This window comes from Sanguibacter antarcticus (assembly GCF_002564005.1).
GTDB classification, from domain to species: domain Bacteria; phylum Actinomycetota; class Actinomycetes; order Actinomycetales; family Cellulomonadaceae; genus Sanguibacter; species Sanguibacter antarcticus.
The window spans coordinates 1194947-1208649 of sequence record NZ_PDJG01000001.1 but is presented as its reverse complement, the minus strand read 5'-3'; the positions used below and the strand labels follow the sequence as shown (position 1 = coordinate 1208649).

At 67.8% G+C, this 13703-nt stretch carries 10 protein-coding genes and 2 pseudogenes; 6 read left to right on the top strand and 6 right to left on the bottom strand.

Annotated features, from left to right (window positions below; translation table 11 throughout):
• Nucleotides 1–17: 17 nt before the first annotated feature.
• From ATL42_RS05450 to ATL42_RS05435, 4 genes and pseudogenes are all read right to left on the bottom strand, one after another.
• Nucleotides 18–1328 (bottom strand): ISL3 family transposase, encoded by a 1311-nt coding sequence (locus ATL42_RS05450; protein ID WP_098453752.1) that lies wholly within the window; start codon nucleotides 1326–1328, stop codon nucleotides 18–20.
• A 116-nt stretch (nucleotides 1329–1444) separates the two neighbouring features.
• Nucleotides 1445–2755 carry an ISL3 family transposase gene (locus ATL42_RS05445; RefSeq protein WP_098454475.1) on the bottom strand — a complete coding sequence of 437 codons (1311 nt, stop codon included), beginning with the start codon at nucleotides 2753–2755 and terminating at the stop codon, nucleotides 1445–1447.
• A gap of 292 nt (nucleotides 2756–3047) precedes the next feature.
• Nucleotides 3048–4442, bottom strand: a pseudogene (locus ATL42_RS05440) (IS1380 family transposase).
• Nucleotides 4443–4730: 288 nt separating this feature from the next.
• The gene (locus ATL42_RS05435) at nucleotides 4731–6122 is read right to left on the bottom strand and encodes an IS1380 family transposase (RefSeq protein WP_098454474.1); all 1392 of its coding nucleotides are present in this window, start codon (nucleotides 6120–6122) and stop codon (nucleotides 4731–4733) included.
• Between the two features lie 150 nt (nucleotides 6123–6272).
• On the opposite strand from ATL42_RS05435, the pseudogene ATL42_RS05430 reads away from it, so the two are divergent.
• Nucleotides 6273–6605: pseudogene (locus tag ATL42_RS05430) on the top strand (alcohol dehydrogenase catalytic domain-containing protein); the annotation flags it as partial.
• A 45-nt stretch (nucleotides 6606–6650) separates the two neighbouring features.
• Here the strand turns inward: ATL42_RS05430 and ATL42_RS16830 are convergent.
• Entirely contained in the window at nucleotides 6651–6785 is a 135-nt protein-coding gene (locus ATL42_RS16830) for a hypothetical protein (protein ID WP_281254273.1), read from the bottom strand.
• 131 nt (nucleotides 6786–6916) lie between these two features.
• Here ATL42_RS16830 and ATL42_RS05425 point away from each other — a divergent pair, with 131 nt between their 5' ends.
• From ATL42_RS05425 to ATL42_RS05405, 5 genes are all read left to right on the top strand, one after another.
• Nucleotides 6917–8392 (top strand): L-serine ammonia-lyase, encoded by a 1476-nt coding sequence (locus tag ATL42_RS05425; protein ID WP_098454473.1) that lies wholly within the window; start codon nucleotides 6917–6919, stop codon nucleotides 8390–8392.
• A gap of 320 nt (nucleotides 8393–8712) precedes the next feature.
• The gene (locus ATL42_RS05420; RefSeq protein WP_098454472.1) at nucleotides 8713–9723 is read left to right on the top strand and encodes a BUD32 family EKC/KEOPS complex subunit; all 1011 of its coding nucleotides are present in this window, start codon (nucleotides 8713–8715) and stop codon (nucleotides 9721–9723) included.
• A gap of 186 nt (nucleotides 9724–9909) precedes the next feature.
• A complete protein-coding gene (locus ATL42_RS05415; RefSeq protein ID WP_098454471.1) occupies nucleotides 9910–10809 on the top strand; it encodes an ABC transporter ATP-binding protein in 900 nt (299 codons plus the stop codon).
• Nucleotides 10806–11567: an ABC transporter permease gene (locus ATL42_RS05410; RefSeq protein ID WP_098454470.1), complete on the top strand. Its 762-nt coding sequence runs from the start codon at nucleotides 10806–10808 to the stop codon at nucleotides 11565–11567. Before ATL42_RS05415 ends, ATL42_RS05410 begins: the two co-directional genes overlap by 4 nt.
• Nucleotides 11568–11573: 6 nt before the next feature.
• The gene (locus tag ATL42_RS05405; RefSeq protein WP_098454469.1) at nucleotides 11574–12320 is read left to right on the top strand and encodes an ABC transporter permease; all 747 of its coding nucleotides are present in this window, start codon (nucleotides 11574–11576) and stop codon (nucleotides 12318–12320) included.
• 79 nt (nucleotides 12321–12399) lie between these two features.
• On the opposite strand, the gene ATL42_RS05400 is transcribed toward ATL42_RS05405, so the two are convergent.
• A complete protein-coding gene (locus tag ATL42_RS05400; protein WP_098456363.1) occupies nucleotides 12400–13353 on the bottom strand; it encodes an aminoglycoside phosphotransferase family protein in 954 nt (317 codons plus the stop codon).
• Nucleotides 13354–13703 lie beyond the last annotated feature (350 nt).

The window sequence follows — 13703 nt, the reverse complement described above, 5'->3', positions numbered from 1 at the left end:
CACCAGACTTTAGAGGCTCATCGCAATCCAGAGTGTAGGAGCGGTCTGAAGCCGCCGGCTTCGAGCAGCGATCTGGCGATGTAGTTCGTCAGGTTCCGGAAGCCGAGGGCCGAGCCGCGCAGGTGCTCGAGACGGCCGTTGATGGCTTCGGTAGGTCCGTTGCTGGTGCCGGGGCGGTCGAAGTAGGCCAGGACGTCGATGGCTCGTTTCTTGAGTGTTCGACCGAGGGTGATGATCTCGGTCAGGGCGGCCGGAACGCCGGAGGTGACCGAGGTGATCAGGGTTTCCATCAGGGCTTTGCCTCTGGCGCGGTCGGGTTCGCGGTAGGCGGTGACCATCGCCTGGTAGATGCCCCAGGTCGCCTCAACCTGAACATGCTCGTCACTGGCGAACAGTGCCGCGATCCGGGCAGTCTGCTTCTGGGTGAGGAGACTGGCGCCGGTGTGCAAGGTCCGGCGGGCGCGGTAGAGCGGGTCGTCTCGGCGGCCGCGGTGGCCGTGCAGGTCGTGCTGAACGCGGCGCCGGCAACGGTCCAAGGCGTCCCCGGCGAGACGGACGACGTGGAACGGATCCATCACCGCGACCGCCTGGGGGAGCTCTTCGGCGGCGGCGGTCTTGAAGCCGGTGAACCCATCCATCGCGACCACTTCGACCCCGTCGCGCCAGTCCTGGGGGCGGCCAGAGAGCCAGGTCTTGAAGACCTGCTTGGAGCGGCCGGCGACCATGTCCAGGAGCCGGGAGGGGCCGGTCCCGCCCCGGATCGGGGTGAGATCAATGATGACGGTCACGTATTTGTCGCCGTGGCGGGTGTGGCGCCAGACGTGCTCATCAACCCCGATCGTCGTCACCGTCTCAAAACGGCGGGGGTCGGCGATCAAGCGACGGCGACCTTCTGCCAAGACGGCCGCGTTGGCGGTGTTCCAAGCGACCGCGAGGCCTTCGGCGATCCGGGCCACCGTGAGGTGCTGGAGGACCAGGCCTTCCAGCGCCCAGCGCAGGCCGCGGCGGGAGATCTTCGAACGCGGCTCGGCCGCGGCGTTGGTGTCTTGGCGCCACACATGAGAGCAGCCCGTGCACTGGTAGCGGCGCACCGTGAGCACGAGCGTGGTCGGCCGCCAACCCAGAGGTTCGTGCGCGAGTTCACGAGTGACACTGTCTCGAAAGATCCCCTCGCACCCGCACCGCCGGCACCAGTTGTCCGGCTCGGTGATCCGGCACGCCAAGACAGCCCGATCAGGCTCCAGGCGCTGCCCGATCGCCTCCAGGCCCAGCTCGTCAAGACGGCAGAATGTGGTCAGATCGGGGCGCGTGAAGGTAGCGTCAGACACGTCGAGGTCTTTCAGGTGGGCGGCGTAGGAACCTCCATCATCGGAAGACCTCGACCCTCATCCCGCAACGACGCGCCCACCCTGCTACACCCTCGTTTGCGATGAGCCAAAGCGGCTCATCGCATTCGAGGGTGTAGTTGGGGTCTGAAGCCGCCGGTCTCGAGTAGGGATCGGGCGATGTAGTTCGTCAGATTGCGGAACCCGAGGGCGGACCCGCGTAGGTGTTCGAGGCGTCCGTTCAAGGCTTCGGTTGGCCCGTTGGATGTGCCGGGGCGTTCGAAGTAGGCCAGGACGTCGTCGGCGCGCTTCTTCAGGGTCCGCCCGAGAGTGATGACTTCGCTCAGTGCGCGCGGGACGCCGCTGGCGACCGCGTCAATGAGCTTGCTCATCAACGCTCGGCCTTGCGTGCGGTCGGGGTGGCGGTAGGCCGCGATCATCTGCTGGTAGACGCCCCAGGTTGCCTCGACCTGGACGTGCTCATCGATCGCGAACAACGCCTCGAGGCGCGATTGTTGCTTGTTGGTGAGCAGGTCGGCGCCGGTGTGCAAGGTGCGGCGGGCCCGGTAGAGCGGGTCGGTGGCGCGGCCGCGGTGGCCGTGGGTGTCTTGCTGGACGCGGCGCCGGCACCGGTCCAACGCGTCGCCGGCCAGGCGGACGACGTGGAAGGGGTCCATCACCGCGACCGCGTCGGGCAGTTCTTCGCTGGTGGCGGTCTTGAACCCGGTGAACCCATCCATCGCGACGACCTCCACCTCCTGACGCCACGTCTCGGGGCGCTCGGCGAGCCAGGTCTTGAACGCGGCCTTGGAGCGACCCTCGACCATGTCCAACAGCCTCGCTGGCCCCGTGCCGTCGCGGATCGGGGTCAGGTCGATGATCACGGTGACGTACTTCTCGCCGCGGCGGGTGTGGCGCCACACGTGCTCGTCGACTCCGAGCACGCTCACTCCGCCGAACCGGGCCGGGTCATCGATCAGCACCCGCTTGCCTTCGGCCAGCACCGCGTCGTTGGCGGTGTGCCAGGAGACCCCCAAGCTCTCCGCGATGCGGGCGATCGTCAGGTGCTGGACGACGAGCCCTTCCAGGGCCCAGGCCAGCGCGCGACGTGAGAGCTTCGAGCGCGGCTGCGCGGCCTTGGTGAGGTCCTGGCGCCACACGTGCCCGCACCCGGTGCACTGGTAGCGGCGCACCGTGACCAGCAACACCGTGGGACGCCAGCCCAGCGGCTCATGGGCCAACCGGCGCGTCACGCTATCCCGGGGCGAGCCCTCGCACCCACACCGACGACACCACCCGTCGTCCTGCACGACCCGGCACGCCAGGACCGTCCGGTCAGGTTCGAGGCGTTGCCCCACGACATGCAGGCCGAGTTCGTCGAGGCGAGCGAACGTGGTCAGGTCAGGGCAAGCGAAGGTAGCGTCAAGCACGTCGAGGTCTTCCCGATGGGCAGCGTGAGAACTCCCATCATCGGAAGGCCTCGACCCCTACCCAGCGACCGACGCGCCGCCGCTACCTACACTCTCGTCTGCGATGAGCCGTCAACGCCTAGCCTCGATCTTTCATCGATTCCCTGAGGCCAGTCGTTTGGGCGTCGATGCGCTCGCTTGAGGTGTGATTTTGCCATGAGGGTATGACAAGGTCCCCGTGTCACCGGGATGGGCGCCGGTTGCGGGGCCGGTGGTCGTGCGGGAGTCGTGGGGGCAGGGCCGTGGCTGGTGATTAGCTGGGTGCGGCCCGTGCTCGCAGGGCGGTGGTGGCTTGGGTGGCCAGGTGTGCCCAGGGCGCGCGGTCGGACAGTCGCAGCCAGGTGCGCCGGCCGGTGCGGGCCAGCACCGCGGGGATCGTGAACAGGCGCAGTCGCAGTCGTTTGGGTTGCCAGCGCCGGGCCTCGTGGCCATCGAGGGCGAGCATGCCCATCCAGGCCAGCAGGTCGCCGGCGAGGGCGACGATGGCGCACCAGATCTGATTCTGAGCGAAGGCCTTGAGGGGTAGGTTGCGCAGACCGGTGTCTTTCGCGATGCGGATGCGGTCTTCACACCTGGCCCGGCGCCGGTGGCGCAGCTCGAGGTCAGCGAGTTGACCGGCGGGCGTGTTCGTCACGAACGCGGTGATGCGCATGCCGTCGACGTCGTCGAAACGCAGCTGGGCGCCGGGGTGGGGTCGTTCCTTGCGGACGATGACGCGCATGCCCTTGGGCCAGCCGCTCAGGTTCATGAGACCGGTGAGCTCGGCGACCCAGGCGCCGTCGCGGATCTGGCCGTCGCCGTCCAGGGCCGGGGTCTAGACCTTCGGTGGGATGAGGGCGAGCAGGTCGGGGGTGTTCTCGGGGAGGGTGAACCCGATCGAGTAGGCCAGCCGCTGGGCGGTGAGCCACTCGATGAGGGCTTTGGTGCCTCCGGCTCCGTCGGTGCGGATCAGGATCTTCTTGCTGCCCCGCCTCCGACCGTGGTGGTCGGGGAGCTGGGCGAGGGCGCTGGCGATGACGGCGATGTGGTCGGCGGCGGTGTTCGACCCGGCGTTGCCCGGGCGCAGCATGATCGCCAACGGCTCACCGGTCCCGGCGCAGCCGTGGTCGAGGAACGCGCATAGCGGGTGGAACCCGAACCCGCGCTTGAACGTCGGTGCCGCCTGCTCCTTCTCCGAGTGTGCCGTCACCAGCGTCGCGTCCAGGTCGATGACCAGGGGATTCTTGGCATCTGCGCCATGGTCGGGTGCGTGCTGACCAGCCAACGCCCAGGCCGCCGCGCGCGCAGCGGCCCGGGCCCCGCCGATCGCCTTGAGCGCTGTATGAGCATCCGCAGCCAACGCAGCGATCACCCGCGAGACGGTCGGGTCCGAGGCCACCGCGCCGTAGAGACCGGGCTCGGCACGCAGTACCGCAATATCCGCGAGAGCGTCCCCGCCCAGCGCCAACGCGATCGCCAGATCCAGGATCACCTTGCCCGGGTCGTGCACCGCGGTCGGCTTACGCCACGCCAACAACGCCTCGCCCAGCGCTCGGCCCAAGCCGGTCGCGCGGATCGTCTCGGTCAACAGCACCCCACCGGCCTGACCCACCGCAGCAGTCGGGGACGTGGCGATGGTCAGACGGGGATAGACGACGGTACTCTTCACCTTGAAGGTGCTCCTCGAACTAAGCGAATGCTGATCTAGACAATCACTATTCTCCCAGTTCAGGGGCACTTTCTTGCGTCACGACACGGGTATCAGACCGCCCCGCCATGAAAGCCCGAGGCTAACCTCGATCTTTCATCGGGCTTTTGAGGTGGGTCGCTTGGGCGTCGGTGCGCCTGCTTGGGTGTGATTGTGCTCTGCGGGTGCGACAAAGTTCCCCGTGTCGTGGGGGTGGGCGCCGGTTCCAGTGCCGGGTGGTCGTTCAGGGGGTCGTCGGGGTAGGGGTGCTCAGGTGGGTGCGGCTCGGGCTCTCAGTGTCGTGATCGCTTGCGCTGTGAGGCTGGCCCAGGGTGCGCGTTGGTTCAGGCGCAGCCAGGTGCGCCGCCCGGTGCGGGCGATGATCGCGGGGATGGTGAACAGGCGCAGTCGCAGTCGTTTGGGTTCCCAGCGCCGGGCCTGGTGGTCGGTGAGGGCGAGCATGCCCATCCAGGCCAGCAGGTCGCCGGCGAGGGCGACGATGGCGCACCAGATCTGATTCTGAGCGAACGCCTTGAGGGGGAGGTTGCGCAGACCGGTGTCCTTGGCGATGCGGATGCGGTCTTCACACCTGGCGCGGCGACGGTGACGCAGCTCGAGGTCAGCGAGCTGACCGGCGGGCGTGTTCGTCACGAACGCGGTGATGCGCATCCCGTCAACGTCCTCGAAGCGCAGCTGGGCGCCGGGGTGGGGTCGTTCCTTGCGAACGATGACGCGCATGCCTGCCGGCCAGGCGGTCAGGTCCATCAGGTCGGTGAGCTCAGCGATCCAGGCGCCGTCACGGACCTGGTCATGAGCGTCCAGGGCCGGAGCCCAGACACGCTCGGGGATGCGGGCGAGCAGGTCGGGGGTGTTCTCGGGCAGCGTGAACCCGACCGAGTAGGCCAGTCGCTGGGGCGTGAGCCACTCGAGCAGGGCCTTGGTTCCCCCAGCCCCGTCGGTGCGGATGAGGATCTTCTTGCTGCCCCGGGTCCGACCGTGATGGCCAGGGAGCTGGGCGAGAGCGTCCCTGACGACCGTGATGTGGTCGGCGGCGGTGTTCGACCCGGCGTTGCCTTTGCGCAGCATGATCGCCAACGGTTCCCCGGTCCCGGCTGCCCCGTGATCAACGAACGCGGCAAGGGGATGGAACCCGAACCCGCGCTTGAACGTCGGCGCCGCGTTCTCCTTCTCCGAGTGCGCCGTGACCAGTGTCGCGTCCAGGTCGATGACCAGGGGGTTCTTGACGCTGGCGTCGTGGTCGGGGGCGTGCCCACCGGCCAGATGCCACGCCCTCGCCCGCGCTGCGGCTCGAGCGGTGTTGATCGCGCGTAACGCCGCCGGAGCGTCAGCGGCCAGCGCTGCGATCGTGCGCGAGACCGTCGGGTCGGATGCGACCGAGCCGTAGAGACCCGACTCGCCGCGCAGGACCGCGACGTCCGCGAGGGCCTCACCGCCCAACGCGAGAGCGATCGCCAAGTCAGCAACGACCTTGCCCGGGTCATGAACCGCCGTCGCCTTACGCCACCGCGCCAAGCCCGTCGAGAGCGTCCGGTCCAGGCCCGTGGCCCGGACCGTCTCGGTGAGCAGCACCCCACCAGCCTGACCGACCGCAGCCGTCGCGGACGAACTCACACGCAAGCGGGGGTAACCGGTACTCTTCACCTTGAAGGTGCTCCTTTGAACTGGCTCAATGTGTATCTAGACAATCCACATTCTCCCAGTTCAGGAGCACTTTCTTGTCTCACGACACCTGCTGAGACACACCCCGCCATGAAAGATCGAGGCTAAGCCGCCACGGCAGCCGACCAGCCGCTGTCGCGCACCACGATCGAGCGCCGTGACGTCGGTCCGCTCGACGTCCGTATCGACATCAAGTTCGCCGGCATCTGCCACTCCGACATCCACACCCCTCGCGCCGAGTGGGGCGGGGTCCAGTACCCGCTCGTCGTCGGGTACGAGATCGCCGGTGTCGTCGCCGAGGTCGGACCCGACGTCACGAAGTTCTCCGTCGGCGACCGCGTCGGTGTGGGCTGCATGGTCAACTCGTGCGGCGAGTGCGTCCAGTGCGAGAAGGGCCTCGAGCAGTACTGCCTCAAGGGCAACATCGGCACCTACGCCACCACCGACGTCGACGGCACCCGCACCCCAGACCTGAGTTTGGTGGCGCCACCTGCTGAAGACCGCCCACGATCACGGCGTCACAGCCCTGAGCACCCTCTTGATCATCTGGGCCGTGATGAAGTCGACGTTCCACGAGTACGCCGCGTCCGGCCGCACGCGCACCCCGGAGAAGTACCGAGCCAAGGACGTGCCAACTGCCCGCATCGTCGTTGACGCTCAGGAAGAGGAAGTCGGATGAGCGAGCGAGAGCACAATCGCTGCTGATCGCTCATCGGGGGGCGTGCTCTCCCGGCTCTGGTGCGCCAGACACGGCCCGCGGGGTTCAGTATGGGCCCATGGTTTCTTACATCTCCGTGCTCGACCTGTTCTCCGTGGGGATCGGGCCGTCCAGCTCCCATACCGTCGGGCCCATGCGTGCTGCGACGGCCTTCGTCACGTCCCTCGCCGACGAGGGAGTGCTGTCACAGGTGGGACGAGTGACGGTCAAGCTGTGCGGGTCGCTCGGAGCCACTGGCCTCGGTCACGGCACTCCTGACGCTGTCCTGGCCGGCCTGCGCGGACACGCCCCCGAGACGTGCGATCCGGCGGCGATCCCCGGTGGCGTCGCCGCTCTCGGAGACGGGTGCACCGTCGAGCTCGACGAGACGCACGCTGTCTCCGGCGGTCACGAGATCACGATGACCCGCGACGACGTCGTGCTAGCTCCCCTCACTCGTATGCCCGGGCACCCCAACGGGATGCGGTTCACGGCGTTCGCCACAGTGGACGAGCCCAGCACGCCGATCATCTTGTCCGAGAAGGACTACTACTCCGTGGGCGGGGGATTCGTCGTCGCCGCCGAAGACCTCGCTGCGGTGGATGCCTCGGGCGCAGCCCGCGGAGCCGACCCGACCCACCGCCCGCCGGTGCCCGCCGTGGACGTCATCGACGTCGTTCCCCACCCCTTCGCGAGCGCGGACGAGCTCCTCGTCCTGTGCGACGCGACCGGCATGAGCATCGCTGAGATCGCCTGGGAGAACGAGTGTGCGCTCCGCCCCGCCGCGGAGGTGATCAGTGGGCTCGACGCGATCTGGCGTGTCATGTCGGAGTGCGTCGACGCCGGGCTCGCGCGTGTGGGCGTCCTGCCTGGCTCTCTCAACGTGAAGCGACGTGCGCGGGCGCTGGGGGATCAGCTCTCCGAGCTGGAGAAGCGCGGGCAGGACACGGCCATCGAGTGGTTGCAGGCCTTCGCCATGGCCGTCAACGAGGAGAACGCCGACGGCCGTCGCGTCGTCACCGCACCCACGAACGGAGCCGCCGGGGTGATCCCGGCGGTCGGGCGGCACCTCCTGCGCCAGCGTCCCGACCTGGCCCAGGACGAGGAGGCGCGCCGCGCCACCATGCGCACCTACCTGTTGACTGCTGGGGCGATCGGAGCGCTCTACAAGCGCAACGCGTCCATCTCCGGAGCGGAGGCCGGATGCCAGGGTGAGGTCGGGTCCGCGTGCTCGATGGCCGCCGGTGCTCTCACCGCTGTGATGGGAGGGACCCCGCTTCAGATCGAAAATGCTGCCGAGATCGCCATGGAGCACAACCTTGGACTGACCTGCGACCCCGTCGGAGGGCTCGTGCAGGTGCCGTGCATCGAGCGCAACGCCATCGCCGCGTGCACCGCAGTGTCCGCGACAAGGCTTGCGCTCCAGGGTGACGGATCGCACGTCGTCAGCCTCGACACAGTCATCGAGACCATGCGCCAGACCGGTCTTGACATGTCCACCAAGTACAAGGAGACCAGTACGGGAGGACTTGCGGTCAATGTCATCGAGTGCTGATGCGGAGCGGCCGGCCTGACTCTCCTTGTGAATTCTCTCGCGCGCCCCTGACGCACGCTGAGGTGCACTGCCAGCACATCTCTCTCGGGTGGCGTGGACGTGCCATTGCACTGTACGAAGGCGACCAGGTCCGACGACGTGGCACGCGCCCGTCAGTCAGCGCGCTCGACGTCCGTATTGACACCGAGTTCGTTGGCATCTGCCACTCGGACATCCACACTGCTTATGCGGCTCTTCGCCGATTCGGTGGGGATCACGGGGTGAGTCCTCCGGCGGCGAGGAGCTCTCTTAAGGATCCCACCGGCAGGTAGATTTGCTCGATGCTCAGCACCCGACGTGTTCGTCACGACCGCGTGTCAGCTGCGCTCGAGGCTCGTGGCGACCACGACCTGGCAGCACTTCTTCATGCTGTGCCCCTCAGCGAAGTGGGTGTGGGCGGTGGTTCGTCAGTGCTCGACATCGACGACATCAGGGTGTTCGCCAAGCAGATTCCGATCACCGATCGAGAGCTGGCGCATCCGCGCAGCACCGCGAACCTGTTCGACCTGCCGACCTTCTGCCACTACGGCATGCACCCCCTCGCAGGCCCGGGCTTCGGCGCGTGGCGCGAGCTGGCCGCCAATATCATCGTCACCGACGGCGTCCTCAGCGGTGAGTCCGAGTTGTTCGCGCTCCTGCATCACTGGCGGGTGCTGCCAGGCCGCCCACCCGTCGCGGTCGAGCATCAGGACATCGAGGCAGTCGTCGAACAGTTTGAGGGCAGCACTGCGGTGCGGACCCGCTTCGAGGAGCTTGAGGGCGCGCGCTCCAGCCTTGTCCTCTTTCTCGAGTACCTGCCTGACTCGCTGGCCGACATCCTGGACGACCCGATGGGCAAGGCCGAAACGGTCGAGCAGCAGCTCGTCGAAGCAGTCGCGTTCCTGCGTCGCCGCGAGGTGCTCCACATGGACGGACACTTTGGCAACATGCGCGCCGACGGTGACCGGATCTACCTCGTCGACTTCGGGCTAGCTACATCGCCCCAGTTCGACCTGTCGGACACCGAGCGCGACTTCGTGGCCCAGAACATCGACCACGATGCCGACTACGCGGCGATGCGACTGGTCAACTGGCTGGTCACACGGGCATGTGAGGTGCCGCTGCTGGCCAGCGACGGTCTCGCGGCACGCAACGCCTACGTCAGCCAGTGCGCGACGGGGGACATCCCGCAGGACGTGCCCGCAGTCGTGGCGCGCATCCTCGCCCGTCACGCTCCCGCGGCAGCCCGGATGAACGACTTCAGCTGGCGCCTGGTCGACGGCGACATCCACGCAGAGTATTCCGGAAGGTAACCGAACCTGGTCGTCGTCGACAGCACATCCCGCTGACGCGTCTCCGTCTCCGGGTGTACGTCGCTTCCTCCGATCGCGCGGACAGTACGACCGGAGACGGACGCGCCAGTCCACCCAGAGCACGATCCATAATGATCGATATGTCGCAATGATGAATGCCATGCTGATCACAGAGAGAAGACCGTCGTGAGCCCCGTCATCGCGACCCGCGGGCTCACGAAGCGCTTCAGAGACCACACGGCTGTGAACGACCTGGACCTGGCCGTGCCACAGGGCGTCGTCTACGGATTCCTCGGCCCCAACGGCTCCGGGAAGTCCACGACGATGAAGATGCTCCTGGGGCTCACTCAGCCCACGAGCGGGAACATCGAGCTGTTCGGGCAACCGCTCACACGAGCCTCTCGCGCCCAGGTGCTTCCTTCGATCGGCTCGATGATCGAGGCTCCCGCCGGGTACGGGCACCTGACAGGGTGGGAGAACATGCAGATCGTGCGCTGCATGCTCGGTCTCACCGACGCGCAGATCGAGCGGGCACTGGCCACGGTGCGACTCACCGAGCACAAGGCAAAGCTCGTCCGCAACTACTCGCTCGGCATGAAGCAGCGCCTCGGCATCGCGATGGCCCTCGCCCGTGACCCCGCGCTCCTGGTTCTCGACGAACCGACGAACGGCCTCGACCCTGCCGGGATCGAAGAGATCCGGACCCTCCTCGTCGACCTGGCCGGGCAGGGCATCACGGTCATGGTCTCCAGCCACCTGCTCGACGAGATCGACAAGATGGCCTCCGTCCTGGGCATCCTCTCCGCCGGGACGATGATCTTTCAGGGAACCCGGACCCAGCTCTTCGACCAGTCGCTCCCCGACCTCGTCATCGAGACCACCGCACCGAGCGAAGCCCTGCGATGCGTTCCCGGCGCGGTGGCAACAAGCGGCGGCATCCAGGTCAGCGGATACGACAAGGACGAGACCGCGGCGCTGGTCAAGCGCCTGGCCGAGGCCGACGTGCCCATCCACGAGGTCCGCCGCGTCCACCGCAGCCTCGAAGACGTGTTCATGGACCTCACCGGCCGCGGAGGACTCCTGTGAACGGACCTGTCGGGCTCGAGCTCCGCAAGATGCGGCGGCTGCGCACGATGCCCATCCTCGTTGGCCTCGTCGTCGCCGTCGCGGCGCTCAGCTCCGCATCCTTGTTCTCCAGCACGACGCAACAGACACTCACCAATCCGACCGCGACACCCTGGGCGGCGCTGCTCCTGAGCTACACCCTGATCGCAGCGATGACCTCACCGATCCTCACCGCCGTGCTCGCCAGCAGACAGACCGACATCGAGCACACCGGCTCCGGCTGGATCCTCGCCGCCTCCGCTGGGCGCACCCCAGGCAGCCTCTGCCGCGCAAAGCTCGTCGCACTGGCACTCCTGCTGGCACCAGCGATCGCGCTGCAGACGCTCCTCGTCATCAGCATCGGCGTCCTCGCGGGAATCCAGACGCCCGTGGATGCCGTGCCGTGGGCCGCCTACACGACGCTCCTGTTCCTGATCGACGTCGCCTTCTGCGCCCTGCACATCTGGCTCGCCGCCCGGGTGGAGAACCAGCTCCTGAGCGTGGGCGTCGGCATGCTCGGCGCGTTCCTGGCGGTCTTCTCCCTGCTCGTGCCCGCCGCGGTGAGCCGGGTCATCCCCTGGGGGTACTACGCCGTCATCTCCCAGGCAGGCCAGTCCGGCCCGTCCGGCGCAGACGTCGACTACGTCCAAGCGCCCTACGGATGGATCACCGGATTCCTCGTCCTCGTCGCAGCCGCGTTCATCGTGAGCACGCGTCGCCTCGACCACATCGGAGAATAGCCACCCATGTTCCGCGCCGAGCTCATCAAGCTCAAGAGATCCAGCACCTGGATCATCGCCGTGATCCTGCCCGTCCTCACCGTCGTCACCGGCACCATCAACCTGGCCAACAACACCGACGCCCTCGACGCCGGCTGGGCGTCCTTCACCTCCCAGGTCGTGCTCTTCTACGGCCTGCTCTTCTACTCGATGGGCATCAGCCTGCTCGCCGCCGCCGTCTGGCGCGTCGAACACCGTGGCACGAGCTGGAACCTGCTGCTGACCTCGACCACCGGAGCCACACGCCTCGTCCTGGCCAAGATCGCAGTCGTCCTCCTGCCCGTCGCCATCATGGACACGGTGCTCGTCACCGGAACCGCGATCTCCGGGACACTCGTCCTCAACCTGGAAGGCCCCGTCCCCTGGGAGGTCGTTGCCGTAGGCCTCATCGCCGTCGTCGCAGCCCTGCCGCTCATCGCCCTGCAGTCTCTGCTCTCGATGCTCCTGCGCTCCTTCGCCGCGCCCGTCGCGCTCTGCCTGGTCGGGTGCGTGCTCGGCATCGCCGCCGTCACCTCCACGACACTGCGACCCCTGGGCTACGTCCTACCTCAGGCGATCAACACCCGGGCGCTGAACCTCGGCTCCACCGCCATCGCGGCATCCGGAGGGCTCACCGCCAGCGACGTGCTACCGATGCTCCTCGTCGCGATCGTCATCGCGGCGGCGTTCGCCTGGCTCACTGTCGTCGCTGTCCGGGTCGTCAAGCTCCGCTGAGGCTGCTGGAGACCGCACCTGTGCTCGGGACCAGGGGAGACGCCCGCCCAGGACCGCGTGCCTCGAGGAGAGCCCGCGCTCAGGCAGAAGGCGCGCCGTGCCACCGGCCGACCTTGTCGAGGATGGCGAGCGCGGTGCGGCGACCGACGCCGGCCAGCGCAGTGTTCGTCACCTCGTAGTAGTGCCACGCGCCGACACCGAAGCAGAAGGCCCATCCTCGACCGCGAGCCCAGGTGTCGTCGTCGACACCGGCGGCAGCGCGGAACGTCGGGCGGGAAGCCTCGTCGAGGACCGTCCACGCCGCCATGAGGTCGCACGCAGGGTCACCGGTGCCGCACCCGCCGAAGTCGATGACCGCGGTCACCACGCCGTCGACGGTCACCAGGTTGCCCGGGAGCAGGTCGCTGTGCAGCCACACCGGCTCTCCGTTCCACCGCGGCAGCGCGAGAACGCTGTCCCAGTACCAGCGCGCACGGTCGCCGTCGATCTTCCCGGCGCCGCCAAGGTCGTCGATCTCCACTCGTGTGCTCACGTCGCGGCTCGAGAGCGGTCCGCCGCGGAACGACGCAGGCCCGCCTGCGGACGGGACCCGCTCGAGCGCGTGCACGAACTCGCCCAGCCTCTGGGCGGTCTCGGTCAGGTCGGTGGGCGGCGCAGCGGCCGCGTCTGAGCCCTCGATCCACCTGTAGACAGACCACGGCAGCGGGAACGCGTCGCTCGTCTGGCCGAGGCCGACCGGGGCGGGGATCTCCAGCGGCAGCGAGGGCGCCAGGTGGGGCAGCCACCGCTGTTCCTTGGACACCTGCCGGGCCGCCGACGGAATGCGGGGGAGCCGGACCACGAGCTCGTCGCCGAGCCGGAACATGGCGTTGTCGGTGCCTGACGACAGCACACGCAGGACAGGCAACCGTGCCCATTGCGGGAACTGCTCGGCGACGAGAGCAGCGACCAGCTCCTCGTCGATGTCCAGCTCGTCGGCGTGCATCTTCGCCGCAGGCGCCTGCGGCTCCACCGTGGACGGACTCCGCGGCATCTCCACGATCAACGGACCTGTAGACCGTCGGTGACGAGGTGAGCCTCGCCGAACACGTCGGTCCACCGGCCATGGCCGAGCCTGGATCTGGCCTCTCGCAAGGCGTGGGTCGGCAGGCTCGGGCATGTGCTGGTCATCAGAGAGGTCTCCGCTCTGGGCAGTGTGGACACGATCGGCCGTGGACGATCGAGCCGAGCTCGACGATCGTCGCACGCAGGTGCTGTGTGCCCAACAGATTTTCCTCAGCCGATGCCCACCTCACGGCAGTGACATCGACCGCTCAGCGGAGAGGGTGAACGGGCGATATGATCGCCCGTCCGTTATGTCCGCACAGACCGTCGGCGCGCACC

Coding starts and splice junctions, on each gene's coding strand:
- ATL42_RS05400 (WP_098456363.1), bottom strand. CDS start 13,353: ATGCCGCGGAGTCCGTCCACGGTGGAGCCGCAGGCGCCTGCGGCGAAG.
- ATL42_RS05405 (WP_098454469.1), top strand. CDS start 11,574: ATGTTCCGCGCCGAGCTCATCAAGCTCAAGAGATCCAGCACCTGGATC.
- ATL42_RS05420 (WP_098454472.1), top strand. CDS start 8,713: ATGCTCAGCACCCGACGTGTTCGTCACGACCGCGTGTCAGCTGCGCTC.
- ATL42_RS16830 (WP_281254273.1), bottom strand. CDS start 6,785: ATGCGGGCAGTTGGCACGTCCTTGGCTCGGTACTTCTCCGGGGTGCGC.
- ATL42_RS05425 (WP_098454473.1), top strand. CDS start 6,917: ATGGTTTCTTACATCTCCGTGCTCGACCTGTTCTCCGTGGGGATCGGG.